Genomic DNA, 24931 nt, shown 5'->3' with positions numbered 1-24931 from the left:
TTAAGGCGCTGTACCTGCCGGATCTCATGCGTCGTTGTCGTTTTCTGCGGACCGTCTACGGCGGACGCTCAGTGCATGTACGAGGTAGCTCACGGTAACAACGCCACGTCGCGCTACGTTGCGGCCCTGCTTGATGGGGTCGCCGCGTGAGCGCCGGCGAGGTTGCCGTGCGCGCCGTGATCGGGGCCGTGGCTGGCGCTGCTGTGGTTGCCGCCTTGGTCCCGTATCTACGTCACGTTCGCCGGCACCGTGCACGCTTTCTCGACGAGCAGCGGTCGGCCAAGTCGCGTAACGGCCGGAAGCCGGCAGGCATGTCCGGCGATCCCCTCGAATTCGTGGCGGGTGCGGAGAGAAAGCCCCTCGGCCCTCCGCATCCGCCACGCTCCAACGCTGCGGCCGCTCGCCAGAAGGTTGCAACGACTGGTGAGGTTTTCGCGCACGCGGCGGCGTCAATTCCTGAGCGTGACCGGGTGATGGTATGGCGCGAACTTACCGACGAAAGTCGGCCATTTCGGGTTGCCTACCGGTGGGCGACAAGTTTCGGCAAGCTATTTACGCTTGGCGTCCTTTTCTTTATAGCTTCCATCGTTGCCATTCTTGGTGACTATTCACGTGTCGTTCTGGTGGCAACCTTGTCGGCTAGTGCGATCCTCGTCGGAATTCCGGCGGTCAAGTTGCACCGTATCGCTTGGCAGGCACTCAACCTGTCGGCAGGCGTGTACGTAGTTGCACTTAAGGGAGAAAATCATGTGGACGAGTGAAGATGCTCTTAAAGAGTTGGTCTCCCGCAACTTTCGGGCCTTTAGCCTTGCCGGTTCGCCGGGGCAGCCGGAAATGATGTTGTTCTCGCAGGGCTGGGAAGAACCGTATATGGACGAGGTTATCGTCAGGGGTGAGGATGACGCGACCGCGTGTAGGCGGCGGCTTGCGGACGGCGTCGACTTGCTCGAGCGCAAAGACTACGTCTGGTACAAGGATGGGTCGGTGGTCGAGGTTGTCGACGAACTGATTTTCCGCCTTCCGCACCCGGCTAATCCCGTCGCCCCAAGGCTGGTGATTCCGACTCCGGGAACGCTTTGGCTACCGCCTGGTGCCCGGACCGAAGTCCATTCGTAGTGCTACTCGAATTCAGACTGTGGGGCTCTTATGTCTTTTGTGACTATTGCTGGCGCGGTTATCAGTCTTACGCTCATGGTGTTGGTTGCTCTTTTTCTGCGCGTCTATGTTTTCTCATCGAGCACGGGGCGGCACGCACTCGGTGTCGATGTCGATAAGGGGGAACGTTATGTCGATATTGGCCGTGTCGATGTTGGGGAAATAGTCTATGTGCCAGTCGCCGATGACATCATTGACCAATACGGACTTGGCTTGGACGTTAACGACGACTTCCCAAGTGGTTCGAGTCTGGTGCGCCCGTATCTCGAATACTTCCACCTGAAAAGTGAAAAAACTGTCGAATTTGCTGCCATCAAGTGGTTTGGCGACGACGAATTCGAGAGCGTGAGCGGACAGCTTGAGCTCGTCGCATGACAGGCACACGGTGCGACGTCGCGCGAGCACCGCCCGCGCGAGAATGCCGGTTACCAACACGAGAAGGGCCGAACGTGCCGCAACCGAACATGATGCTTGACCACCCCGGATGGCTGCGTGGCGACGACGGGTGCGCTCGGCGTGTGCTCCGGTCGGCTGGCTCGGTGTGGTCGGTGATCTGTACGCCGGAGCCTGCCGGCGGGCATCTGGTCGACGTCGTTCGGCTTGCTGGCGACACGGACGTCGCCCCGGTCGTCGACACGATCGACCCGCGAACACTGGTGGGCGACGCGACGGTGTGCGAGCCGCTGCGGACCGATGGCCCGGTCGCGCGCGTGCGGACTTCGGATGTGTGGGAAGCGCTCGGCACGGCGGTTACCCGCCAGGTGATCAAGGCCGGGACCGCGCGCGAGAACTACCGCCGGTTCTGCGAAGCCTACGGCGAGCGGTACGACACCGCGGCCGGTCCGGCGTGGTTGTTCCCCTCGCCTGAGACTGTGCTCGCCTTGTCCGACGCTGAGTTCGACGTGCTGCGCATGAAGTTCTTTCGCGGCGCCCTGCGTTCGGCCGCCGAGGCAAGCCTCAAGGCTGCCGAGGACTGGACGGATATGACGGGCGAGCAGCTCGTCGCCGCGGTGCAGGGCGTGCGTCGGATCGGCCCGTGGACGGCCGGCGCCGCGGTCGCCGACGTCACCAACGACTACAGCCTCTATCCCTTCGCTGACCTTGCGGTGCGCACCTGGGCGGGCAAGCTCGCCCCTTCGGTCGACTGGCCGAAACCCGAACCTGAGTTCGGGCGGGTGTGGCAAGCGATGGCCGGCGCGCAGTTGTCCGAGTGGACGCTGCTCACCCTCGCTTGGGGAGTTCGACATGCAACCGGAGTTGCTCTCTGACCTGATCGCCGGCGCCGATCTCCGCCGAAAGATCGATCTGCTGTTCGTCAACGCGCCGTTGCGCGACTACGACGAGCGCCCGCGGGTGAATGACTTCACGTTGCCCGTGCTCGGCATGGCCTATATCGCCACCTACGCGGCCGCGAAGGGTTTCAACGTCGGCGTGCTCGACGCCGAGGCGCACGGGCTCGGCGTTGAACAGACTGGCCGCCTGGTGAACGCAGCCGCGCCGCGGTGGGTCGGGTTCAACCTGCTGGCGCCGACGTACGAGATCAGCGCACGGATTGCCGAGCGCCTCGACCGCGACATCATGCTCATGCTCGGCGGCCACCAGGCGAAAGCCATGCCGGCCGAGATCCTGCTCGACCAGCGGATGAGCCAGTGCGAAGCCCTGGTGATCGGCGAGGGCGAGACCCGGGTCGCCGTCCTGCTTGACGACCACCGCCGACGGACCGAGCTGCCCGGGGTGATGTGGCTCGACCCGATCATGCGCACCCCGGTCACGGGCGGCATGGGCCTCAAGAACGGCCACCACTTGGCGCCGGACATCAACGGGTTGCCATTCGTCGACCGCGGCTACCTCGCGCAGGACCCGCACCACGACGTCGGCCGTCTCGAGGCGAACATGGTCGGCGCTCGCGGCTGCCCCTACGACTGTTCGTTCTGCGGCGCGGCGGTCTCGGCCAATCCGGACATCACCATCCGGACCCGCGAACCGCACAACATCCTCAACGAAATGGACCAGCTCCGCGGCACCGGCGTGAACGCCTTCCGGTTCGTCGACGACCTGTTCCTCGGCGTCCCGCGCGTCATCAAGACGATGATGACCGCGTTCACCGCCGACCACGTCGGCGACTGGGCGCAGTGGGACGCCACCGGCCGAATCAACGTGCTGCACCGCACGAGCGACGCCATGCTCGACACCCTCGCCGCAAACGGCCTGCGCGAGGTCGCGCTCGGCGTCGAGTCCGGCAACGCGCGGATGCTCGAGCGGATCGACAAGCGCATCACTCCGGACATGGCGCGCACTGTGGTGCGGCGGCTCGTCGAGCGCGGGATCAACGTCAAGGGCTATTTCATCCTGGGGTTTCCGACCGAGACCTGTGCCGAGATCGACGACACCGTGCGGCTCGTTCACGACCTGTGGGACATCACCGACAAGCATCCGGGCCGGTTCCGGGCCTCGGCGTTCGAGTACCGCCCGTACCCCGGTACGCCCGACTGGGCCGAGCTGATGAAGTCCGGCGACTACACGGCCGAGGCGCTGCTCAACTACAGCGCCGTTGACCTCACCGCGGCCGGCGTCGACGAGTCGATGCGCGAGCGCGACGAGTTCAATTTCTCCGTCAACATCCAGTTGAGCGAGGCGCCCATCGACTACATCCGGCGCAACCTCGTCACGATCTCCCGCGCGCAGTACGACCGGAAGGCGGCCGCGTGAGGCGATGGAACCGCGGGGCGTTCGTCACCATCGACGGCCCGGCCGGCGTCGGCAAGACCACGACAACCCGCCTGCTACGCGAGTACCTCGGCAGGCGCGGGTTCACGGTGCACGCCACGACGCAGCCGTCGCACGGCGTACTCGGCGAAACCGCCCGGCGCAACACCGACACCTACCGCGGGCACACGCTCGCGTGTCTGGTCGCCGCCGATCGGTATCACCACCTCGAGCAGGAGGTGCGGCCGCACCTCGCCGCGGGGTCCATCGTCGTCTGCGACCGCTACGTCGCCTCGTCCTACGTGCTGCAATGCATGGACGGCGTCCCGCTGCCCTTCGTCGAGGCGATCAACGCGGCGGCCGACGTGCCCGACCTCGCCGTCATCTTGCAGGCGCCACCGGACGTGACGGCGGCGCGGGTCGCTGCCCGCGGCGCGCACGACCGGTTCCACACCGGCGAGGACAGCAGCCGCCGGGAAAGCGAGCTGTACGAAAAGGCCGCGGAACGGCTCGCGCGGTGGCGGTATCCCGTCCTCGCCGTGGACACCGGCGGAGCCTCACCGACGAAGGTCGCTACCTATCTCACGGACCGAATCGCCGAGCTGGTGGAGGGTCCCGCCGCCGAAGTGGCAACGGCGTAGCCTGCCTGCGAGCCCGCCGGCGCGGGCGGGCTCGCAGGTTCAGCACCCGCCACCCGTGAGGATCTTCACCGGATGCCCAACGGCCAACACACCATCATTGACGTGCATGTTCTGCTCGTCCGCGGCGATGATCTCTTGCTCATCCAGCGCCGCGGAACGTACGGCGGCGGGATGTGGCACCTCCCCTCCGGCAAGCTCGACGCCAACGAGTCGCTGCCCGCTGGCGCGGCGCGCGAGGGCAGCGAAGAGGTCGGCGTGCTCATCGACCCGGCCGACCTGCGTCACGTACACACGTTGCACGTCGCCGGGTCCGGACCCGTGCCGCGGCTGGGCGTGTTCTTCGAGGCCCGCCGCTGGTCCGGCGAGCCGTACAACCGGGAGCCCGACAAGTGCTCGGCCGTCGAGTGGTTTCCGCTCGACAACCTGCCCGACGACGTGATCCCGTATCCGCTCGCCGGTATCCGCGCCTACCTCGACGGTGTCCCTTTCGGCTTGCTCGGCTGGGCCGACCAGCCGCGGCCTGTGCTCGCCTGACCGGCTGTTCAGCGCAGTGAGCCCCAGAACTTCTGATTTGCCCTGGTCCACGCGGCATCGTTCAGGTTGAGCGTCAACGGCAACGGGGCGACCTGTCCGGAGCGGTACACGCTGTAGGGGGTTTCGTTGAGCAGCGCGGACGCGCCGGCGCCGGTGGCCGGTGTGGTCGAGGCGAGCCTCGGCGCGGTCCCGCTGCCGGTGGTGAGTCCGGCGAACGCGACGGCGTCGCCGCGGTTGACGGCGACCGTGCCGAGGTTGACCGACTTCATGCCGGCGGTGGCTATCCAGCTCAGCCCGGACACCGTGACCTTGCGGTCGAGGCTGGACACGTTCGGCCCGACGTAGACGCCGAAGTCAAACCCCGTGAGCCCCGTGTGCACGGCGTAGACGCAGAACTTCGCCAACGTCGAGGCGAGCGAGCGCGACGCGATGGTCGCCCACACGGTGAGGTAGCCGGGCGAGAGGGTCTCGCCCCAGATGGCATCGGCGCGCCGGAGCGTCGAGACCTGGTCGCCGTAGAGCGTGGTGTCGGTGGCTTGCGCTTCGGCGGTGGGTAGCTGCCCCATCGTGGCGACGTCGACCCCGTCGACCGGGGCCGGTCCGCGGTACTCGAGTGCGCCGGCCACTACCCGACCACCACCACGCGGTAGGCGCCGGCGCCGCCGAACGACAGTGCGACGTTGTCGGCGTCGGTGAGGTCCACGCCCGTGAGCACGAGCGCCGGCGTGGTGGTGCTGATGTCGTAGACCGAGACGTCGACGAACTGATTTCCGAGCCCGTGCCGGATGGTGACCGGGCCGGCCGCGGCTGGCGTGACGTCGGCGATGACCTTGCGGGCGACGACGGCCGTGTCGACGACGACCGCGTCCGCGGTGACCACGATGCCGGGGCCGGCGCCAACGGCGATCGTGTCCGCGCCGACGGCGAGCAGACCGGCGCCGGCGAGGGTGAAGCCGTCCGACCCGGTGCCGTAGACGGCCCACGTCTGCCCGGTCACTCCGGGCGAGACGCTGCCGTTGGTGGTGAGCAGGTAGAGCCGGTCGCCGTTGGTGGCGCCTTCCTCGACGGCGACGACGGCGCCGCCGCGCAGGTCTCCGGGGTTGTCGGCGTCTGCGGTGCGCGCCCATGCGCCCGCCTTGGCGAGGTAGATGCCGTTCTCGACGGGGTCGGCCTGGGCCTTGACGAGCACCCGGTCGTCGGCGTTGGGGGTGATGCCGTCGACGGCGGCGAGCCCGGTGCGGGTGATGGGGCCGGTGGTGGCCAGGCGTACGGCGGCTTTGAACGAGACGCCGGCGGCCGCGGCGGCTACGGCGTCTTGGAGCTGCCCGTACGTGGCGAGGTCGCCGGCGGCCGAGCCCGGGGCGGCGTTGGTGATGCGCTGGGCGCCGGCGTTAACGGGCGCGGTGGGTGCGGCGAACTCGTCGAGCCGGTAGCCCGTGACGGTCGCGCGCAGGTCGGACACGGTCGAGGCCGGCTGGTTGCCGGTGTGGTTGGCGCGGGCGGTCGGGTCGATCCAGTTGCCGGCGGCGTCGCGGATCTTCAATCGCCCGTTGTGGTAGATGACCTGCGCCTCGGCGCCGGCGGGCAGGCTGGCGACCTTGTGCGCGACCAGGTTGCGGGCTTCGTTGAGCCCGTGGTCGGTGTGGGTGCCGAACTTCAAGTCGGCCATGGTCGGGGCTCTCCTAGCTCAGGTAGGCCACGCCGGAGCACGGCGCGGAAAACTCGATGCGGACGTGTTCGGCGGCCGGGTAGGTGACCACGCCGAGCAGCGGCTCGCCGGTGGACTCGATGACGTGCACGCCGGCGGGGGTGAACGAGAGCGGATGGAAGATGTTCCAGACCGCGGCCGCGATGGTCTGCTCGTGGCGGTGGCCGAACTCGAGGACGTCGCCAGGTTCGCCGGGCGGGGCGGTGTCGACGGGGGCGCCGATGGCGAGCCAGTCGAGCGCGACCGGCGGGCCGGCTTCGGGTTCAAGGGCTGTCACGGGTCACCCCCCGAGACACGCGCACGGTGCCCTCGACGATCCGGGCGACGCGGCCGGTGGGGTCGATGAGCAGCACGTCGTAGATGCCGGCGAGCCACGGCCAGGCGCGCGAGGTCGCCGCGGTCACCGTGAGCGTGACCCGCGAGTCCGCGGTGCTGGCGTTGCCGGCCGCGGTTGACCACTCGTGCAGCACGTCGCCGGCGTCGATCCGCTCTCGGACCTGCGCGCGCACCGTCCACCCGGAAAGGTCGAGCGGCCGGCCACCAGAGGTGACCGGCCACGCTCGACCCCACTCGGCGCCCTTCTCGATCACGACGTCGTCGTGCAGGGCGGGCACGGGTTACTCCTGCGGGTAGGTGGGTGGACGGGTCGAGCCGAGCAGGAATCGCGCGAGCCAGCTCGGCACCCGCGGCTCGAGCCAGCGCAAGCCGGCGTAGACGGCGCCGAGCACGATCGGCACGGCGGCCGTCTGACCGAGGTTGTTCGCCGGCTCGGTGAGCCACGCGGGCAGGCCGAGCGCGACCAGGTAGGCGACGCCGGCGGACCAGAGCGCGGGAACGACGGTGCGCACCCACGACGTGACGCGGTCCGAACGGAGCCACGCGGCGAGCCGCTCGCCGAACTGGCGCTGCGGGGTGGGTTCGGTCATGGTCACTTCGCCTTCTGCGGGAACGAGTAGCCAAGACGGCCGTTGGTGACGTTGCCGGCGGCGTCGCGCGAGCGGTATCGGAGCGCAATGCCCTCGATGCCGCTGGGCACCTGCCAGTAATTGCGCTGCCGGTCGGCGAGCCGGCCGCCCGTCGGCGCGGTGCCGGTCAGACCCACGAGCTTGAGCCCGCTGCCGATGGTGACGACCTCGTATTCGACCTCACCCCACGCGGCAAAGATCGTGAACCAGGCGTCGCCGACCACCGTCGAGTTGACGTTGCTCTCGAACGGAAGCGCAACGTAATTCCAGTCGGCAGAGTGGGGCAGGGACACAGGAATGGCGGGCATATCGACCTCTTTCTCTGAATGGGATGAGGAACCGAGCAAGGCGGCGAACTGCTCACGGGTGCCGTCGAAGGCGTTCGCGTCGACCGGTGCGTGCCCGGCGACGGTGGCCGAGCTGGTGAACTGGAGCAGCGGCGCGGACAATCCGCCGTAGCCGAGCCAGAAACGGCCCGGGATGCGCTGGAAAATCTGAGCCGGGGTGCCGCCGTTGTAGTCCAGGTAACGGGAACTCCACAGCGGAGGCAGGCCGTCGAGAGCGGGAGAGCCCCAGGTCTGCCAGTACCAGCGGGGAAGGTAGATCAGCGGCGAGCGGTAGCCGGCGGCGAGCACCTTGCCGTACAGCTCACGCACGAGCGCCAGAGATGGCGCGCTGACTACCTTGCCGTTCTGCTTGATGGATTCGACGTCGAGAATCAGCGGGACGTCTTTCGGGACAACGCTTGCGATGTTGGCGAGCTGCGCGGCAGCCGAGGAATCGCTACGTACGAAGTGGTAGGCGGCCACGATCAGGCCGGCGTCACGGCCGGCGGCGAGGTTGCGGGCGAACTGCGGGTCGCGCCACGTATTGCCCTCAGTGGCCTTGAAAATCGCGTAGGCGATGCCCTCGCGGGCGGCGCGCGCGAGGTCGAACGAGCCGCCCTGATGGCGGCTGATGTCGATGCCCCAGAGCATCGGATCACCTCTTTTCCTTTGCTGGTTTGGTGTTCGGGGTGTCGGCGACGGCGTTCTCGACGCGGTCGATTGCGTCGCGCAGACTCGCGCCGGAGTTGGGGCGTAGTTCGTGCTCGACGCGGTCGACCCGCTCGACCAGGCCGCGGACGTCGTCGCGGGTGTCGGCGCCGGCGGTTTCAATGGAAGAAATGCGTTCCATGACGCCGGGGCGGGCGGGGACGCCGTCGCGTTCGGGCTCGCCGAACCAGTCGTCGGCGAAGTGCACGAGCCGACGCAGGCCGCGACCGGCGTTACGGGCCGCGGTCCAGATACGGCGGATGATCAGATAGGCGGCCACAGCGACACCCGCCGTCCCGGCGATGTCGAGCGCCGTCAGATCGGCGAGATTCACGGGGCGGTTTCCTTGCGGTGTCAGGGCATGACGAGATGGCCGCATGTCGCGGCCAGTGGAGCGGGAAGAGTTAGAGGAAGTAGCAGCCGAGGACTTGACAGGCCAGGACGCCGGAACCGGTGGCCGAGGCGGTCACCTCGACCTTGACCCAATCGCGGCCGACGAACTCGGCGACGCTGTAGCGGCCTTGCCTAGTGACGACAACGCCTCCGTTGATGTTCCACGCGCCGACTTCGGTTCCGTCGAGCTTGAGCCGGTAGGTGACGTTGGGCTGGTCTACGGCCCATCCCCAGACGCCATCGATGCTCATCCATGCGTGCGAGACCGAAGCGCGGCCTTCCCACAGCGTGGTTTCCCCCGCGAGCTTGCTGACGTTGATGCTCATGTATCCGGAGGCTTCGCCGATGTCGGGATTGTCGGTGTAGGTGTGCGGGATGAACTGCGCGTAGAGCGGAACAGGCAACCACGGCCGGGCGAGGCCGACTCCGGTTTCGGCGCTGTCGGAGACGATGATGCGGCCCGACGAGTCGGTCATCGCCCAGTAGTCGCGGCCGTACTGCGACGCGCCCGCGGTGTACATGAGGGTTGCGCCACCTTCGCGGCGGAGCACAAACCGTTGTTTGCCTTGGGAGTCCGGGCCGACGTAGAGGATTTCGACGCCGTCGGAGTCGGTCATCTTGATGTAGCTGTCGTCGGCGAGGGTCAAGCCGCCGCGGGTGATGATGGCCGAGGACAAGCCGACTTTCTTGCGGACGGCGGCTAGTTCGCGTTCCAGGGCGAGGACGCGGTCGATGATGTTGGAAGGCTGGTTGACCTGCATTAGGCGGCGTCCTCGATGAGCGGGCTCATGGTGATGGTGACGGTTTCGGCGGCTTCGCTCGGCGCGTACTGCGCGTCGACGATCCGCATGGCGGTGTCCAGGCCGCGGCGGATGAACTCATCGCGGATGGCGACACGGACGTCGTCGCCGGTGTCCCACTCCCCGACGTAGGGCGCGGTGTTGCCGCGGATGGTAAGCGTGGGCAGGGCGACGGGCAGCCGGGCGACGAGCTGGTCGGCGTCGGCGTGGCCTTGCAGCGTGTTGGCGTCGGACACGCTGGTGTAGCCCTGTTCCGATTCAAGCAACGGCCAGTGCTGCGTGTACTTGTCGACGTCCTCGGCGACGGCGATCGGGGTTCCCTCGGCCATGCCGTCGCCGCTGGCGAACGTGCGGGTTGCCATGCGGGTTGCGTCCGAGGGCCACGTGTAGTTGACGATGTTGCCGCCGGTCTCCCACACGTGCGCGGTCCCGGTCTGGCCGAGCCGCGGCGTGCCCACGCGCATGACGCGCCGGACGCGACCACCGGTGCCGGGGGCGACGCCGAACATGATGTCGGGGCCGTTGATCACTGCGGCGAGCTGTCGCAGAGCTTCGCCGACCGAGGTCAACTCGTGTCCGGTGTAGGTGCGGTCGCGGTAGATGAACGATTGCGAGTCGTCGAACTCAATGCCGATATCGCCGCCGGCGTGCGTCTGCGCGAGCTGCACCAGTGCGCGGGCGAGGTCGTTTTGCTCGACGTCGTTCGCTGCCATCTTCAGGCCGGCGACGTGGTCCAGCGGGAGCGGTGCGGCCGGCAGTACCGGGAGTACTTTGCGGTGATCGAAGTAGCTCCACCAGTCCGCGCCGGCGACCTCGACCTTGTGCGAGCTGCTGTCGTACTTGCGGGTCCAGATAATTCCGCCCCACATGGGCCGGTCGTCGCGCATTACGTAGAGCGCGCGGCGGGCCGGCATGGTCAGCTCGTACGGGTCGCGGCGCGTGCTCGAGGGATGCCGGGTCAGGTCCCAGGTGCCGGAGAACTTCCCGGAGTCGTTCAACGGCTTGTTGTACTTGACGCCGGTGAGCGGCAGCTCGTCGAGCACGCGGCCGCTGCGCAGGTCGGCGACCAAGTAGGCGTAGGTGGGCAGCCGCATCAGGGACCCCGCCATACCGCGGTAAAGCCGCTGATGAGGTCGCCGGACGATTCTTTGGTGACCGCGCTAGGTGCACCGGAGTAGCCGTAGCACCGGATTTGCGCGCCTTTGTCGAGCCACCTCGAGGTAGAGGCCGAGATGTTGTTGCCGCCGCCGGCGGTGCTGTCCTTGGCGAACAGGTTGCCCGAGGACGAGCCGCCGATCATGGCGTACTTGTCGGTGTTCACGATGGTGTACCGCAGGTTCAGCGAGAGATCCCACCACCCGGGTTCACCGATGGTGAACACCCCGCCGTTGAGCGTGATGCCGACCGGTGGCCGGTTGACTTGCGGGAAGGTGAGCAGGGTCGGGGCGTTCGAGGTCGGTTGGTTGGTGGTGATGGTCCAGTCGCCGCCCGGCGTCGCGCCGCTCATGAGCGCGGCGTACAGCCACTTCTCACCGTTCCAGCGGTAGAGCCCGCCGGTGCCAGCGAGTACGACGAGTTGACCGGGGTATGGGTTGGTGATGTCGGCGAGCACGGCCGCGGTCACCTGCCCGCGCACCCGCCACGCGGCACCGTCGTACACCTCGGTCCACCCCTTGTCGAGCCGGTAGACCGCTTGCCCGGCGTAGGCGGCGACCGCGTTGCGTTCGGTGACGCTGCCCACGGGCAGCAGGCCGCCGAGGGTGACCGTCCACCCGGGCGGTAGCGGGTCGATCATTGCGTCGGTGATCTTGTCCGCGCCGGCGGTCACCCGGACACGGGCGAGGGTGAACCAGTCGCGCGAGCCGTCGACGACGGGGTCGCCCGGCGTCGCCGAGGCGGTCCCGCGCACGAGCCGAACCTCGAACTTCGTCGCAGTGTCGAGGTAGAACGCGTCGGACTGCTGCGCGATCACCAGGTCGTGACGGTCGTTCGCCGGGTCAGCCGGTACGGCGAGCACGTCGAGCGTCTTCGGGCTGTCCAGCGACACCAGGTACGAGCCGATGCCGCGCGAGGCGCGGATGCTGCCTTGGAACGGCTCGACGACGATCGAGCCGCTTGCCGTTCCGGCCGCGTGCACGCGGCCCGGGGTGCCGGGGCCGGGCCGGATGCCATCGCGCGCGGTGATCCCGCTTGGCCCCGGGATGAGCAGTGCGGACACCGCGAGCCGGGCATCTTCGGTGGTGATCAGTGGTGCGGTGTCGGAACCGACGGCCCACGAATTCCGTTCAGGCATGGGAAAACCTCCGTTTCACATCGCGGTGTTGTGCACGGTCACCGACAGGCGCGAGTCGGAACTCGTTGCGGCGGAAGCGAAAACGGCCTGTACTGCGCGGCCGGGCGGGAAGCTGAACCATCCGCGGGTGAACAGGCGGTCGGAGGCCGAGACGTTGCTACCGACGAACAACACGGTTCGGGCGAGCGTGTCGACCTCGACGACTTGGCCGGCCGGAATGATCCAGTCCGGATCGAACTCGAGCGCCTGCCCGGTGTCGCGTCGGGTGATCGAAGGACCGCGGACCGGGCCGGCGATGCGCCAGACCGGCCACGCTTCGGCCGTGCCGGTGTTGGTCCAGGTGATGACGCCGCCGCGGGCGGCCGCGCCGAACGGCATCGGGAACCGCACAGGGAAGCCAAGCCCGCCGGTGCCGACTGCGCCGAGTGTGGTCGAGGCGGTGTAGCCGGGCAGCTCGAGCAACCGCGGATCGGTGGCGACCCACTGCACCGCGCCGGCGACGTAGCCGGCGTCGTAGGCGAGCCCGGTCGGCACCGACCGGCGCGTGCACCGGGCGAGCGCCTGCCAGGTCCGGCCGGCGAGTCGGATCACGAGCGGTTCCTCGTCGGGGTTCTCGGTCGGCGTGGTGGCCACTCGCAGCAGGTCAACCGCAGCGGTGAACTGCTCGCGCGTGGCGCGCCGCGCCGAGATCACGAACGAGTAGGAGATCGTGCGCGACTGTGCGAGCAACTGCCCCGGGAACGCGCCGTGTTGTCCGGGGCGGTCGACGTCGCCGCCGCGCATCTGCGGCAGGTCGAGCCATCCCTCGAGGGCGCGCCACCCGTAGGCCGTACCTGCACCGAGCAGGGTGCCGCGCCACTCGAGTTGTCCATCGCGGGTAATCAGGTGCCCAGCAGCCACTACCCACCCCCGCGGCTCAGCCAGTCCAGCTCGCCGGCGATGTCGGCCGGCGACTGCGCCGGTGTCGCGTGGAACTGGTCAATGTGGACGGTCGCCCGGGTCCCGGTCGCCGAGTACGCGCCGGCCGCACCAGCGGCGCCGGTGCCAGGCGTTCCGGCGAACGCGAGCGCCGGTGTGGTCAAACCGGCCGCCATCGTGTCCGACACACGGGTCGCGAGATCGGACGCCGAGCGCAGCGCGACGCCGGCCGCCTTGTCGATGCCGCCGGCCAGACCGGGCGGAATCCACCGGCCGATACCAGCGAAAACGGTCGACGGCGAGTTGATCCCAAGAATGTCTTTAGCCCATCCCGGGAGCAAGTTGCCAAAGAAGCCGAGAACCTTGTTTTTAAGCCAGCTCGCCGCATTCTGAATCCCGTTCCACAAACCGGTGAGCAAGTCACGTCCGGCGTTCAGCAGAAGCGAGCCGAAATTGCCGAGCCCGTCGAGCACGCGCCCCGGCAAACCGCGTAGCCAGTTGACCAGCTCGGCCGCCTTGCCTATCGCGGCCCGCGTCAGATCCCCGAACCAGCCCGCCACCTTGCCCGGCAGGGAGCCGAGCCACGCGACCGCGTCAAGGACCCAGTTCACCGCGGTACGGACCCCAGCCACGATGGTGTCCCAATGCTTGATGATCAGACCGGGAAGTGACCAGTTCAAAAACAGATCGACGATAAAGTCGACGGCGCCGGAAATGAAATTTCCGATCCAATCGAGAGCGGCGCCAATCGCGGACTTGATCGTGTCCCAATTCGAGATGATCAACACGGCGAGAAGCGCGACGGCCGTTGCGATCAAAATAAACGGGTTGGTCATCATCGCGACCCGCAAGGCGTTAAAAACCGTCGTCGCTGTGCGAAACGCGGTCGAGAGGCCACCTATCAACGTCGTGAGCGGACCGGCAGCCACGGCGACGGTCGCAAACCCGATCGCCAGAGGGCCGAGCCACGTCATGTTGTCGGACAGGAAACCGGCCAGCATCGCCAGAAGCGGGCCGGCCACCTGGAGCGCCGCGGCGAGAACTGTGCCGATCTGGCTCGCGAGCGTGGCCAGACCGGGAGCCAGGGCGACGACGGCCGGCTCGAGCGACGTCACGGCCGAGGCCAGTCCGCCGGCCAAGCTCTGCGCGACCGCGGCGACCACCGGTGCCAGGGCGGCGAGCACGCTGCCCAGCGGGGCGACGGCGGGCGCCAGCGAGGCGAGCGCGGCGCCGAGCTGCGGGCCGAGCGTGGCTATCGCCGGGCCGACGTCGGACACCAGAACGCGACCGATCTCGGCGAACACCGGGGCCAGGCCGCGGCCGGCTGCGGCGATGCCGCCGAAGACCTGGTGTAGCAGGGTGGCGCCTTCGGCGGAGTTGAGGAAGTCCCGCACGGCGCCGGTTGCCTGCACGAGCACGTCGAGGGTCGACACGCCGTTCGTCGACATCGCCGAGAAGACGGCCGAGATGATGCCGCCGACGTTGCCGGCGAGCTGGCCGAGCTGCTGTAGCGCGTTGAGCCCGTTGCGCATCCACGCCTCGAGCTGCCCGGACTCACGAGCCGCGGAGATGAACGCGGCGAACCGCTCGGCGGCCGAGCCAGCGCCGGTGGTGAGGTCGGCGAACACCGTCGACCCGACCGTCGCCACGTCGCGGAACACCTGCGCGAGCGGCTGCACGGTCTGGCCGAGGTTGGCCACCGCAGTCGAGGAGTTGTCGAAGATCGTCGCGACGTCGCGCCCGGTCTGCGCCTCGCGCAGGAACGCGGCCAACCCAGCAGCGCCGACGCCGAAACTCGAGGCGACGTCGGTCATGCCGCGCTTGAGTATCGGCATGTACTGCCCGCCGAGCTGGCGCACCACGTCGCCCATCTCGGCGAACAGCTCTTGCTGTACCGAGCGCTTGACCGCGTCCCACGCCGGCGCCAGGGCGCGCACGGCGTTCGCCGTGTCGCGTGCGGCTGGGGCGAGTTTCGCGGTGGCCTCGGCGAACGCGGCCGGGTCGTCCATCGCCTTCAGGGCGTCGCCGAACCCGGACAGCCCCACCTTGAGCGCGACCAACGCGGCCCCGCCCGCGACCGCGGCGCCCGGCAGGATCAGCAGCGCCCCCGACGCGGTCGCGAGCCCACCGCCGAGCGCCACGAGCGCGCCACCGGCGAGGTTGGCCGCACCGGCGAGCGCACCGACCTTGAGCGCGCTCGCACCGGCCGAGATCGCCATGTCGCGCGCGGAGCGACCCGCGCGCGTGAGCGCGTTGTCGTAGACGTCGGTGTCTCGCGCCGCGGCGGCGAACCGGGCGCGGGCCTGCGCGAGCTTGCCGGCGACGCCCTTGTCGTCGATGCGCAGATACCCGACAAGCTCGCCGATGGTGAGCGCCACGCGACCACCCCCCGCCCGCTGCTCAATCAGGGGCGGGGGCGGTCAGCCTCCGGGTACAGCGCGCGGCGTAGCCGGCTGGCGTCGGTGGAGAACAGACCGGCGATGCGGATGCGCAGCCAGCGCCACGAGCGGGCGCGCAGCAGGCCGGGTGACTCGAGGTCGAGCCCGTAGACCTCGTGCAGGTCTAGCTCGACGAGTGACCAGCGCGCGAAGATGTCCGACCAGCGCGGGCCGGCGCTGGCGCCGCCTTCCGTGTCCGGGTCGTACCACTCCCGGATGCCTGTCGCGGGGTCGATCGGGCCGCCGCGCGACGGCTCGCCCGATTCCCCGCCGAGGCTTCCGGGCGACCACCGGCGTTCCAGTACGCCTCGGCGGCCTCCGGGCTCTGCGTGTGGTGCAGAAACGCCGTCATGCCGGCGACCTTGAACCGCGGCCACGCGACACCGTCGGCGACCATCTCGTCGTAGGCCGGGCCGAGCGACTTGCGGTACATGTCGATTTCCTGCGCGTCGGACAGCAGTTCGCCGCCCGGTTCGGGCACCGACAGCTCGCCGGCGTCGGGGTCGTCCTCGTGCGCCTTGACCGCGGCCGCCACACCGAACATCCAGTCGTGCAACCGCTGCAACCGCAGACCCGTCTCGGCGTCGACCGGCGGTACGGCGTAGACCTTGCCGCCGATGGGCAGCTCGAGCCCACCGTCGAGCAGCTCGTCGAGATCCCGATACGCCATCACTTACCCCCGCTCGTCGACGCGGCCGCGGCACCGCCGGCCGGCGGCGTGGTCACCGGGCTGGCGATCTCCAGCGGCTCGCCCTGGCCCAGCAACGAGAAGTTGAACGGCTCGAGGTCGGTGGTTTCGCCGCCCTTGGTGAACTCCGACACCTGCGCCCATCCCTCGGACGCGTCTGGCGAACCGTCGCGACGGAACCACCGTACGTGCACGTCAGCCTCGAAACCGACCTTGCGCGCGGCCTTGCGGATGAACTCCTGTCCGGGGTCGGGGGTGTAGGCGCTCGCGCTGGTGTCCTGCTTGCGCTTGCCCTCGGCCTCGATCTTCCATTTCCGCTGCGTGATGACGTCCGCGCCCCACCCGGGCGCGTCGTTGGTCGAGTCGTCCTCGGTGTTGTCGTCGGTGGTCTCGGAGAAGTTCGACAGTCCGCGAACCGGTGTCCACTGCGGGGCAGTGGCGCTGCTCGCGGCCGTGTCGACCTCGAGCGCCCAATCGCTGGCGAGCATGGAACGTAAAGGCATAGACGACTCTCCGATCAGTTAATTGAAAAGGCCGAGATCTTCTCTCATGGCCATGGCCATTCGGTTTTTTTCTTTGTGAAGTAGGCGAATCGCTTCGAAGGCTTCTTCCCTGGTTGCCTTGCCCGCGTGATAGTCGAGGCATGGGTTCTGGGTCGAGAGTAATAGATCACAATACTCGGTGAAGCGGTCAAACACTTGCGAATCGGCGAGAACCAGCATTCTGGATCTGAATTTGCTTAGCTGTTTATATTGCTCGATGCTGATGTCATAGTGTTTAAGTCCTTCTTTGGTCCTGTCGTCTGAGAGTACGGACTCAGCAAGATTTTCTGCTGCGTCGTGTGCGAGTTCGACAATCTGACTGTAAATCTCAAGTCGCGTATCTCGCCAGTGGGCAAGGCGGCGGTATGTTTCTTCGCGCACCAGCTTCTTGGACTCTCGCCATGCGTTGACTAATTGACCGGCGATTATGCCGATCATTCCTAGGAGGCCGACGCCGATAGGGACCCAAAGGGGAACTTGGGTGTTTGACATCGGGCGAACATATCGCTCTTAACTCTACTTTCGGTACCGCGTCGGGTGATGCGCCCGAATCCGGTAGGTGTCGGTGTGCACGTGGCGGCCGTTCTGGTCGATGCCGCTGGGGTTCGAGGTCTCGCGCGTGACCAGGTGGACGCCGAGGCCGAGTTGCTGCTCGCCGGCGCCGGCGAGCGCGTCGAACGCGGCGTCGACGAGGTCGAACAGGTCGCGCGGGTCGTGGCCGGCGGAGCGGAAGCGGATGCGCAGGCCGTACTCGGCGTCGGCGTCGGTGTCGTGGTTGAGCGGGTAGAGCAGCAAGGCGAGCGCGCGCGGCGGGTCAGCGGGCAGGCCGCCGAACACGATGCCGGTCTCGGCGGCCGCGTAGCCGGCATCGGCTCGGTAGGTTCCGACGCCGGCCGCGGCGAGGTGGCGGGCGATGAGGTCGCTCAGTTCGGCGACGAACCTCATGAGCGGGTGGCCTTGCGGATCTGCGCGGCGATGATCTGGCGGGCGACGTCGATCTCGTCGTCGAGTGCGGTCTCGAGGTACTTCGCTTCGCCGTCTTCGTGGTGCCAGGTGGTCTCTTCGTGCTGGCGCACGGCGTACTCGGTGTCGAACGAGACAGCACCGGTGAGCCCGTCGGTGGTCGCCGTGCCGGTGTTGCGAAGGGCGCCGGTGTCCTTGGGCGCTCGGTTTGCGGCGACGCTGCGGACGTGCTCGGCGGCGAGCTTGACGCCCTTCTCAGCGCCGCGGGTGAAGTCCTCAAGGACGTGGTCGCCGGTCCAGTGAAGTTCGGTCTTGAGCCGCATGGGGCCTCCTCTGACTGTGAGCCGCACCTGTGACCACAGGCGCCGTCTGATCAAGCGTCGATTCAGCCTTTCGAGGTATCGACACTGCGGCTGTTTGGCTCTATAGATTGCGCCATGCGCATTCTCGGAAAAATTGCCATCTCCTTTGCGGCGGTTGCGGCCACGCTGTTACTGGCCGCTCCTGGGGCCAACGCTGGCCTCCTCGACGGCAGCCTCAATAACCTCGACCTGCTAGACCATGTCGCCGCCTTGAACACGAACATCAATTCAGACCCACAGACCGGCGAGATCAACAACGTGAACACACGCGCCGGCCTGCTCAAAGACACCGCCTCTTTCGAGTTGGGCGTCGCGAGTAGGTGAGCTGGTACGGAACCCTCAGGTAGCGGAGACTCACCACCCGTCAGGTGAGGGTGATCTCGAGGTCCGCCGGCGCGCTGGGGTGGTCGAACGTGCTCGAGGTGATCACGGTCGCTGTGCGCTCGGCCGGCGTACCGGGCCACACGGTGACCTCCGAACCAGCCGGTATCACCGGTCCGGGCCTGGTGATCACGGTCGTTTCGCTGATGGTCTCGGCGCCATCAGTCGCCCGGACCAGGCGCCGACGGTCCTCGACGTAGGCGCGGCGGAGGGTGAACGGCCGGCCGTAACTCGGCCCGTACGCCCCGCTGCCGGTGTAAGGCTTGACGGTCACGGTGTGCGGGAGCAGGAACGCGGGCATGGTCAGCGCCACCGGGCGGCCTCCTGCTCGACCGGACCGTCGCCGAGCAAGCCGGCCGCGGCGAGTATCTGCATGGCCTCGGGTGCGAGCCGGGCAGCCTGCGCGGCGCCGGGTGTGCCGGCGGCCGCGGTGGTCGCCCGGGTGAGGTTCACGGACCCGATGCCGGCGGAGGTGAACCGGGCGGCCGCGCCGGAGTCGTCGCCGGTGTCTTCCCACCATGCGACAGTGGCGCAAGCGGCGTCGCGTACCGCTGCCCGCACGTCCGGGTCGGCCGGGTAGCCGGCCGGATCGGTGAGGTAGACCGCGGTGACGAGCAGCCAGTCGACGAGCTGCGACGCGCGGGCAAGTTGCCGGGTGATGCCTTCGGGTGGGGTGGTGAGGTCGAGCCAGTTCGCGTAGTCCTCGGCGGTGGCGTACACGCGCGCCACGACAGCCCCCTTTCGCTGCTGGGAATCGTGGCCGCCGCCCGGTCGGGAGCACGGGCGGCGGCCACGGCGGCTACTTCGCCGGCGCGCGGCGGGGGGTGCGCTTCGTGCCGACCGGGTCGGCCGGCGGTTCGTCGGGCTCGGCGTCGTCCTCGACTGGGATCACGGTGTAACCGTGCCGCCGGAAGTAGGCGACGGCGTTCTCGTCGTCGGTCTCTCCGCGGCCGGCGGTGAACCGGACGCCGGCGACGGTGCCGGTGTAGTCGGTGACGGGGGTTTCGATGATGTGTCGTGGCATCACTGCACCTTGATGTTGCGGAAGACGGCGGCGGATTTCGTGGCCTTGAGCGCGACGGCGACCGGGCCGAGCTCCACCTCGCCCTTTTTGACCGCGCCGGCGACGGTGAAGTCGGGCAGCCAGCTCTCGACGAGCTGCGTGCCGACGGTCGCGACGCCGTGGAAGCCGTCGAGCCCCACGCGGTAGGCGTAGAGGTCGGTGAGCCCGGTCGCCGCGGTGCCGCCCACGGTCCGGCCGAGGATCGGCACGATCGGGTTGTTCGTGCCGGCCTTGGCGCCGGCGTCGACGAGCAGCACTCCGCCGTAGGTCTCGCGGACCACCGGCCGGCCGTTGACGCCGATCAACCCGTCGACCGGGTCGCGGGTGTACATGCTCGCGCGGCGCGCGGCCGCCCGAACCCGGGCGAGCGACTTCGCGTTGCCGATGATCACCGACGGGGCGCCGTCGAGCAGCGAGAGAAACTCGTCAATGGCGTCGAGTGCCTTGTGCTCGGCGCGGGCGTTGGTGTCGAAGTCGGTCCAGTCGGTGACCTGGCCGGCGCGAAACTCCGTGGTGGAACCCACGAGCGCCTTGTCGAGCCCGTCGAAACCGTTGGTCTCGACTGCGGTATCGCCGTTGATCACGGCATCCTGAAACCGGGTGTTCGCGGCCTTGATCTTCTGCGACATGTTCAGCGACACCGCGGCGGAGGCGGCCGGGCCGACCTTGGCGATAACCCGGTCGATCTCGAACGCGCCACCGAGCACGGCCAGGTTGACCGAGTAGGACGCGGTGGTGACGTTCTGCGGCGCGTACTCGGCGTTGAGCGCGCGGAAATCCGCGGTCGGCTGGGTGATCAGCCGGCGGTACCCGTAGGTGAGGGTCGCGCCCCCACCGGAGGGGTTGACGACGTCGTCGAAGATCAGCGAGTCGAGTACCGCCGATTCCTTGCGGAACTCGTCGATCACGGCCGGGTCGTAGTCGGTCTGTGCGTTGTTCTTGGCCTCGGCCAAGGTCACGGGCATGGAACTCTCCTAGCTGCTTAGTTGCTGTAGTGGCGGGAAATGGCGTCGGTGAGCGACTTCGTGGCGGGCTTCTCGCCGGACCCGCCGGCGTGCTGCCCGCTGCTGCGTGGCGGCGCCTGGCCGGCGGCGCGCAACTTCGGGTTGTCGGTCACGGCCTTGGTGATCGCGGTACCGACCTTGTCGACGAAGTCGGCCGCGGTGGGGTCGAGCTGCTCGACTGCGGACAGGAACGCGCGCGAGTCGACCAGCGCGGCCGGGTCCGCTCCGAGTGGGCCGGCGGTCTTGAACACGGCCAGCTCGACCGCGGCGGCGCGGGCGCGCTGCTGCTCGGCGGTGACCCGCTCGGCGAGCTTGGCCGGGTCGGCCTTGTCGTCGTCGCCGGCGACCAGGCCGAGGGCCTTGCCGATGTCTTGCGCGAGTTGCTGCCGCGCCTCGTCGGCCGCTTTCGTCTTCGCGTTCGTGCGGTCCGCGGCGTTCTCGGTGCGCAGGTCGCGCACCATCTTCGCCAGCGTCGTCGGGTCCAGCGCGGCAAGGTCGTCCGCCGCTGCGCCCTGCTCGGTCGGTGCCGGCGCTGGTGCGCTCGGCTGACCGGTGGCCGGCGGCTGCTCTCCGGTCGCGGGATTGCCGATGGTGCCCGGCTCGCCGGGCGTGCCGGTCGGTTCGCCGGCGCCAGCCGGGGTGATAGGTGCGGACACGGTTGCCTCCTGGGCGTTCGTGGATGGGATATCTCGGTGCTTGGCCGAGAAACAAGTTCGTCCGCACTGTTGACGTTCTAGTCTGATTTCGGCTAAGTTCGTCAACAGTGACGACAAACTAGGAGCGAATGAAATGCAGGCACTCTTCGAAGTTGCTCCGTTGCTCGAGGCTGAAGCGCTGCGGAAGCACATTGCTGACCAGATTCCTGGACAGGTCGACATTTGGCAGGCGTGCGCTGAGGTTGCCGCCGAGCGTGTGACGGCTAAGCCGGCGGCGTTCACTTGGCCGGAACCCGTCGGTGCGTTGTATGCGCGCGATGACTTCAACGGCGCGGTAGTACTCGCATGACAACCGAGCGCTATCTTGGCGCCGCAAGTGTCGCTGAACGACTCGGGGTGAGTCGTTCAGCAGTCAATAAGTGGCGCGAGCGTCACCCTATTGACTCGCCGCATCCGTTCCCCGTCCCCGACGTTGAGATCGACGGGGTCCCTGGCTGGCATGTCGAGCGAGTGGTCGATATTGAGAATTGGCGAGCGGGCTTGCCAGGTCGAGGGGTTAGGTTGCGACCGATTGATGATTGAGCCGCGAACCCTGTAACCAGCGGTGTAGCCCCTGCGACTACGGAGCATGACCAGCACACGACAGCAGACGAACGAGCCGTGCCCCGTTGCCGGATGCGACGAGTTCGTACTCAAGATCACAGATACTGTTGACGGGCACGGTGGAAAGGCGTTACGTACGGATGTGCGGTACCGGTGCCCGGCTGCTAGCTATCATGTGGAGCCCGAGTGGCGTCCAAGTCAGCAGCATTAGAGAAGGCTCGTCCGTGATCGGCTTGCCCGCGCTGGTAGGCCAGTCGCCACACGCGCGCGAGCGCGAGCGGCCCGCGCTCGGCGTTCGCTCGGTGGGCACGCTCGGCCGGCGTCCGTGCGCCGAGCCACTCGGGCGTATGAGGTGGCGCGTAAGGGTTCGGCGTCGGTGGGGCGAGCCCGTAGCCGGCCGCGTAGCCCTGTTCGCGGGCGGCGCGGACCTGCTCGGCAGTTATTGCAGCCACGACTCACCCCCGGTGCGGAACCGCTCGCCGTTGCCGCCGCCGAGCTGCTCGGCGACGAATTGGTCGAACGTGACCTTACCGTTTTCGTCCCACCACTGCTTTAGCTCCTCGGATGCCCAACGGCGAGCGTAGGTCTCGTTCTGGCGCCACAGGTTCCGCGGGTCCAGCCCTGCGCGCTGGCCTTCCGAAGTGAGAAGGAACCCGTTGGTTGCTGCCTCGGCCGTGAAGTAGTCGCGTTCGAGGCGGTCGGCGTAGGCGGCGCGGGCGAGTTCGTCGAACCCGCAGCCGCGGTAGCCCTCGCGCCGAAGTCGAGCGATGGCGTCCTCGCGGCGCATCTGCTCGACGTCCTTGTCGAACACCTCGGCGTACGCATGTTCGTAGTCGAGTCCAGTCTCGACGAGCCGGTCGACCTCGGCCCACTTCTCGGCGTCCGGGTCGTCGGCGACCGCGTCGGCGTACTGCTGGTCGGCTTCGCGCCGCTCCAACTCGGCGATTACTGCGGCAACCGCATCCTCGTCGTCTCCGACTTCGGCGAGCCGGTCGGCGAGCTGCTCGTCGGACAGCTCCCGCAGATCGACCGGCGCGGCCGGCGGCGCGGACCGGCGTTCGATCTCGTCGCGTACTGCCTGGTGCGTCCGGCCGACCTGTCCAGGCTTGCCGAGCAGCTCGACGCGCTCGGCGAACACCCGGTCGGCAACGGCGAGTTCGTCGTCGGACAGCTCGACCGGAGTGCGCTGCTGCCCGGCGAGCGCATCGGCGACGGCGTTGTCGGCCGCGGCCTTCTCCGCGGCGAGCCGCTCGGCCTCGCGCCGGCGGGCCTGTTCGGCGGCGATGGCGTCGAGCCGGTTCCGTTCGGTGTTTCCGTCGGAAACAGTCTCGGCGAGCTGGTCGCGTCGGCGCTCGGCGGCCCGGAGGTCGCCGTGTCCGAGATTGGCCTGTTCGCGGTAGCGCTTGCGGTTGAGCCCGGTCCGCTTCACGTGCTCGCGGATCTCGGCTTGCGTCTCGCGCACCCGGCGCTCGGCGGCCTTGCGCTCGTCGTCGGTAAGCGCGGCCGCGGCTTTGCGCTTGTTGCGGCGCACTTTGCGCTCGAGCGTGCGCAGGTCTTCGCGGTCCTGCTCGGCCTTGGCGTCGTGCTCGCGGATCTCGGCGAGCTTGGTCACCCCGGGCAGGTAGGGCACGAACTGGTGCCGACAGTTCGGGTGCATGAGTCCCTCGAGCCGCGCCTGCTCGACGGTGGCGGCGACGTCGACGGTGACCGTCTCGTCGGTGAGGGTGTGCTCGACTTGGCGCTCGCCAGCCGGGCCGGACAGCGCCAACACCCGCCCTTCCCAGCGGGTACAGAGTCGGCAGGCATGGCGCGAGCGGGTGATCGTGACCAGCTCGACGCCGGCGGAGGCCATGCGGGCGAGGTGCCCGTCGTTCCACGCGCGGCCGGTCGCGGTGCGCACGGCCATCTCGACGTAGCTCGCGAGGTTCCAGTCGCGGCCGGCGCGGTCAACGAACCCGGTCACGCCTTGGGCGGCGAGCCGGTCCCACGCGGCGCGCTGCGCCGAGTGGATCGTGCTGGTACCGAGCAACTGATCGGGCGCGGCCGCGGCGACCGCCGTTTGATAGGCGTCCTGCTGCCAACGCAAGACGCGCAGCGGCAACGCCTCGAGTCGACTGGTGAGGTCCGCGGCGAGGATGGCGGCGCCTGCATTCCGGGCACTACGCCGGCGAGCTGCTCGAGCTGCTCAGACGACAACGCGCCGAGGTCGGCGAGCTGCGCGAGCCCCTGCTCGGCGCCGGCCTGCCACGCGGCGAACACGGAATCGGCGGCCGCCTGGCCTGCCTGCCCGGTGACCTGCGTAGCGATCCGCTCGGCGGCGAGCCGAAGCTCACGCGCCGCGGCGGCCTTCTCCGCTGCCCACTCGGGCACGCCCTGACCGGCACGGACCCGGCGGGCGATGTCGCCGAGCAACCGCGCCTCGGCCTGTGTGTACAAGGCGAGGATGTCCGCGGCGAGCAGCTCGACGACGTCGGCAGGGGCAGCAGATGGCGGCGTTCTAAATCTCACGGAGTCACCTCCGCGAGATTATGTTAAGAAGCTAGTAGGTCTATATGGAAACCAAAAGTGATTGACAAAAAAGCTATCCACCGGACTGGATGACCCGGTCTGCTTGAACTAAATACCCAAGCCATTGTCGAAAGTGCGCCAGGTATAGAGATTCGCAATAGGCGTACTGTGGGCATGCTAAAAGCAAGCAGTAATGGTGTCATGAAAAGGGTAAGTCTCGGATTATCGTTAACCCAGTTCTCCACAGGATCTATCTGGAGAAGCAGCAAAAATTCAAGTATTCCTACGGAGAACAGGTACATTGCCCATGTGACTGCGATTGTCGCGTCGCCGAATAGAAGGCGAAAGGAATGCTTGTGCGCAAGCCTTAGTAGTGTCCGGTAGCGAAATTTGGACACGCGGGCGTATGTTCGTGCGGTTTTCGCGGCGCGTTTAAGGCGATCGCTCCCAATTATGTCAAGTACGGCAATTAGGCCTCCTGCGAACTGCATCATCTTTCCGATTCGCCCCCACCACAACATTGGGAGGCCTAGCATTTGAAGTTCATCGACCTTTTGTCCGGACCACCAAAGCGAC

33 protein-coding genes are annotated in these 24931 nt (G+C 68.0%); 9 read left to right on the top strand and 24 right to left on the bottom strand.

The annotated features are described in order from the left end of the window. The first annotated feature begins 146 nt into the window (after positions 1-146). From ACZ6DT_RS02810 to ACZ6DT_RS02780, 7 genes are all read left to right on the top strand, one after another. Positions 147-761 carry a hypothetical protein gene (locus ACZ6DT_RS02810; protein ID WP_465587639.1) on the top strand — a complete coding sequence of 205 codons (615 nt, stop codon included), beginning with the start codon at positions 147-149 and terminating at the stop codon, positions 759-761. Further along, complete coding sequence (locus tag ACZ6DT_RS02805; protein WP_465587637.1) at positions 748-1116, top strand: hypothetical protein; 369 nt, start codon at positions 748-750, stop codon at positions 1114-1116. Before ACZ6DT_RS02810 ends, ACZ6DT_RS02805 begins: the two co-directional genes overlap by 14 nt. A gap of 30 nt (positions 1117-1146) precedes the next feature. Beyond that, positions 1147-1530, top strand: a complete 384-nt coding sequence (locus ACZ6DT_RS02800; protein WP_465587635.1) for a hypothetical protein — start codon at positions 1147-1149, stop codon at positions 1528-1530. 143 nt (positions 1531-1673) lie between these two features. Next, a complete protein-coding gene (locus ACZ6DT_RS02795) occupies positions 1674-2423 on the top strand; it encodes a DNA glycosylase family protein (protein WP_465587633.1) in 750 nt (249 codons plus the stop codon). Next, entirely contained in the window at positions 2401-3864 is a 1464-nt protein-coding gene (locus tag ACZ6DT_RS02790; protein WP_465587630.1) for a B12-binding domain-containing radical SAM protein, read from the top strand. Before ACZ6DT_RS02795 ends, ACZ6DT_RS02790 begins: the two co-directional genes overlap by 23 nt. Next, positions 3861-4502 (top strand): dTMP kinase, encoded by a 642-nt coding sequence (tmk, locus tag ACZ6DT_RS02785; RefSeq protein WP_465587628.1) that lies wholly within the window; start codon positions 3861-3863, stop codon positions 4500-4502. The genes ACZ6DT_RS02790 and tmk overlap by 4 nt, the downstream gene beginning before the upstream one ends. A 102-nt stretch (positions 4503-4604) precedes the next feature. Next, on the top strand, positions 4605-5036 hold the full coding sequence (locus ACZ6DT_RS02780; protein WP_465587625.1) for an NUDIX hydrolase: 432 nt from the start codon (positions 4605-4607) through the stop codon (positions 5034-5036). 8 nt (positions 5037-5044) lie between these two features. Here ACZ6DT_RS02780 and ACZ6DT_RS02775 read toward each other — a convergent pair whose 3' ends face one another. The 17 genes from ACZ6DT_RS02775 to ACZ6DT_RS02695 form a co-directional block, all read right to left on the bottom strand. Next, positions 5045-5662: a hypothetical protein gene (locus ACZ6DT_RS02775; RefSeq protein WP_465587622.1), complete on the bottom strand. Its 618-nt coding sequence runs from the start codon at positions 5660-5662 to the stop codon at positions 5045-5047. Beyond that, complete coding sequence (locus ACZ6DT_RS02770) at positions 5662-6705, bottom strand: hypothetical protein (RefSeq protein ID WP_465587620.1); 1044 nt, start codon at positions 6703-6705, stop codon at positions 5662-5664. Before ACZ6DT_RS02770 ends, ACZ6DT_RS02775 begins: the two co-directional genes overlap by 1 nt. A gap of 13 nt (positions 6706-6718) precedes the next feature. After that, positions 6719-7021 carry a hypothetical protein gene (locus ACZ6DT_RS02765; RefSeq protein WP_465587617.1) on the bottom strand — a complete coding sequence of 101 codons (303 nt, stop codon included), beginning with the start codon at positions 7019-7021 and terminating at the stop codon, positions 6719-6721. Beyond that, positions 7008-7358, bottom strand: a complete 351-nt coding sequence (locus tag ACZ6DT_RS02760; RefSeq protein WP_465587615.1) for a hypothetical protein — start codon at positions 7356-7358, stop codon at positions 7008-7010. The genes ACZ6DT_RS02765 and ACZ6DT_RS02760 overlap by 14 nt, the downstream gene beginning before the upstream one ends. 3 nt (positions 7359-7361) lie before the next feature. Then, positions 7362-7670 carry a hypothetical protein gene (locus ACZ6DT_RS02755; protein ID WP_465587614.1) on the bottom strand — a complete coding sequence of 103 codons (309 nt, stop codon included), beginning with the start codon at positions 7668-7670 and terminating at the stop codon, positions 7362-7364. A 2-nt stretch (positions 7671-7672) separates the two neighbouring features. Then, positions 7673-8686: a glycoside hydrolase family 25 protein gene (locus ACZ6DT_RS02750; protein WP_465587611.1), complete on the bottom strand. Its 1014-nt coding sequence runs from the start codon at positions 8684-8686 to the stop codon at positions 7673-7675. A 4-nt stretch (positions 8687-8690) separates the two neighbouring features. Then, positions 8691-9077, bottom strand: a complete 387-nt coding sequence (locus ACZ6DT_RS02745; RefSeq protein WP_465587609.1) for a hypothetical protein — start codon at positions 9075-9077, stop codon at positions 8691-8693. Positions 9078-9147: 70 nt separating this feature from the next. Next, entirely contained in the window at positions 9148-9897 is a 750-nt protein-coding gene (locus ACZ6DT_RS02740; RefSeq protein ID WP_465587606.1) for a hypothetical protein, read from the bottom strand. Beyond that, positions 9897-11030: a hypothetical protein gene (locus ACZ6DT_RS02735; protein WP_465587604.1), complete on the bottom strand. Its 1134-nt coding sequence runs from the start codon at positions 11028-11030 to the stop codon at positions 9897-9899. The genes ACZ6DT_RS02740 and ACZ6DT_RS02735 overlap by 1 nt, the downstream gene beginning before the upstream one ends. Continuing rightward, positions 11030-12229, bottom strand: coding sequence for a hypothetical protein (locus tag ACZ6DT_RS02730; protein ID WP_465587601.1), 1200 nt, complete (start codon positions 12227-12229; stop codon positions 11030-11032). The genes ACZ6DT_RS02735 and ACZ6DT_RS02730 overlap by 1 nt, the downstream gene beginning before the upstream one ends. A 15-nt stretch (positions 12230-12244) precedes the next feature. Beyond that, complete coding sequence (locus ACZ6DT_RS02725; RefSeq protein WP_465587598.1) at positions 12245-13129, bottom strand: phage tail family protein; 885 nt, start codon at positions 13127-13129, stop codon at positions 12245-12247. Beyond that, entirely contained in the window at positions 13129-15525 is a 2397-nt protein-coding gene (locus ACZ6DT_RS02720) for a phage tail protein (RefSeq protein WP_465587596.1), read from the bottom strand. The genes ACZ6DT_RS02725 and ACZ6DT_RS02720 overlap by 1 nt, the downstream gene beginning before the upstream one ends. A 184-nt stretch (positions 15526-15709) precedes the next feature. Then, positions 15710-16255: a DUF7426 family protein gene (locus tag ACZ6DT_RS02715; RefSeq protein ID WP_465587593.1), complete on the bottom strand. Its 546-nt coding sequence runs from the start codon at positions 16253-16255 to the stop codon at positions 15710-15712. Continuing rightward, positions 16255-16776 (bottom strand): phage tail tube protein, encoded by a 522-nt coding sequence (locus ACZ6DT_RS02710; RefSeq protein WP_465587591.1) that lies wholly within the window; start codon positions 16774-16776, stop codon positions 16255-16257. The genes ACZ6DT_RS02715 and ACZ6DT_RS02710 overlap by 1 nt, the downstream gene beginning before the upstream one ends. Before the next feature lie 18 nt (positions 16777-16794). After that, positions 16795-17307 carry a hypothetical protein gene (locus tag ACZ6DT_RS02705; RefSeq protein WP_465587589.1) on the bottom strand — a complete coding sequence of 171 codons (513 nt, stop codon included), beginning with the start codon at positions 17305-17307 and terminating at the stop codon, positions 16795-16797. A gap of 24 nt (positions 17308-17331) precedes the next feature. Continuing rightward, positions 17332-17760, bottom strand: coding sequence for a minor capsid protein (locus ACZ6DT_RS02700; protein WP_465587586.1), 429 nt, complete (start codon positions 17758-17760; stop codon positions 17332-17334). Then, positions 17757-18101, bottom strand: a complete 345-nt coding sequence (locus ACZ6DT_RS02695; protein WP_465587583.1) for a hypothetical protein — start codon at positions 18099-18101, stop codon at positions 17757-17759. The genes ACZ6DT_RS02700 and ACZ6DT_RS02695 overlap by 4 nt, the downstream gene beginning before the upstream one ends. Before the next feature lie 114 nt (positions 18102-18215). Here ACZ6DT_RS02695 and ACZ6DT_RS02690 point away from each other — a divergent pair, with 114 nt between their 5' ends. After that, entirely contained in the window at positions 18216-18464 is a 249-nt protein-coding gene (locus ACZ6DT_RS02690) for a hypothetical protein (protein WP_465587580.1), read from the top strand. A 40-nt stretch (positions 18465-18504) separates the two neighbouring features. Here the strand turns inward: ACZ6DT_RS02690 and ACZ6DT_RS02685 are convergent, their stop codons facing one another. From ACZ6DT_RS02685 to ACZ6DT_RS02665, 5 genes are all read right to left on the bottom strand, one after another. Continuing rightward, positions 18505-18834: a hypothetical protein gene (locus ACZ6DT_RS02685; protein ID WP_465587577.1), complete on the bottom strand. Its 330-nt coding sequence runs from the start codon at positions 18832-18834 to the stop codon at positions 18505-18507. Further along, positions 18825-19250, bottom strand: coding sequence for a head-tail connector protein (locus ACZ6DT_RS02680; protein WP_465587575.1), 426 nt, complete (start codon positions 19248-19250; stop codon positions 18825-18827). The genes ACZ6DT_RS02685 and ACZ6DT_RS02680 overlap by 10 nt, the downstream gene beginning before the upstream one ends. A gap of 70 nt (positions 19251-19320) precedes the next feature. Continuing rightward, positions 19321-19545, bottom strand: coding sequence for a hypothetical protein (locus ACZ6DT_RS02675; protein ID WP_465587572.1), 225 nt, complete (start codon positions 19543-19545; stop codon positions 19321-19323). Continuing rightward, on the bottom strand, positions 19545-20549 hold the full coding sequence (locus ACZ6DT_RS02670; RefSeq protein ID WP_465587569.1) for a major capsid protein: 1005 nt from the start codon (positions 20547-20549) through the stop codon (positions 19545-19547). The genes ACZ6DT_RS02675 and ACZ6DT_RS02670 overlap by 1 nt, the downstream gene beginning before the upstream one ends. Positions 20550-20566: 17 nt before the next feature. Further along, positions 20567-21244 carry a hypothetical protein gene (locus ACZ6DT_RS02665; RefSeq protein WP_465587566.1) on the bottom strand — a complete coding sequence of 226 codons (678 nt, stop codon included), beginning with the start codon at positions 21242-21244 and terminating at the stop codon, positions 20567-20569. Between the two features lie 133 nt (positions 21245-21377). Between ACZ6DT_RS02665 and ACZ6DT_RS02660 the strand changes: the two genes are divergently transcribed. After that, a complete protein-coding gene (locus ACZ6DT_RS02660) occupies positions 21378-21593 on the top strand; it encodes a hypothetical protein (protein ID WP_465587564.1) in 216 nt (71 codons plus the stop codon). A gap of 693 nt (positions 21594-22286) precedes the next feature. On the opposite strand, the gene ACZ6DT_RS02655 is transcribed toward ACZ6DT_RS02660, so the two are convergent. Beyond that, on the bottom strand, positions 22287-23876 hold the full coding sequence (locus ACZ6DT_RS02655; RefSeq protein ID WP_465588798.1) for a phage minor capsid protein: 1590 nt from the start codon (positions 23874-23876) through the stop codon (positions 22287-22289). Further along, positions 23807-24355, bottom strand: coding sequence for a phage minor capsid protein (locus tag ACZ6DT_RS02650; protein WP_465587561.1), 549 nt, complete (start codon positions 24353-24355; stop codon positions 23807-23809). The genes ACZ6DT_RS02655 and ACZ6DT_RS02650 overlap by 70 nt, the downstream gene beginning before the upstream one ends. Positions 24356-24931 lie beyond the last annotated feature (576 nt).

It is taken from the genome of Amycolatopsis sp. NPDC041971 (assembly GCF_055588925.1).
This window is presented reverse-complemented; position numbering and strand designations above follow the sequence as displayed.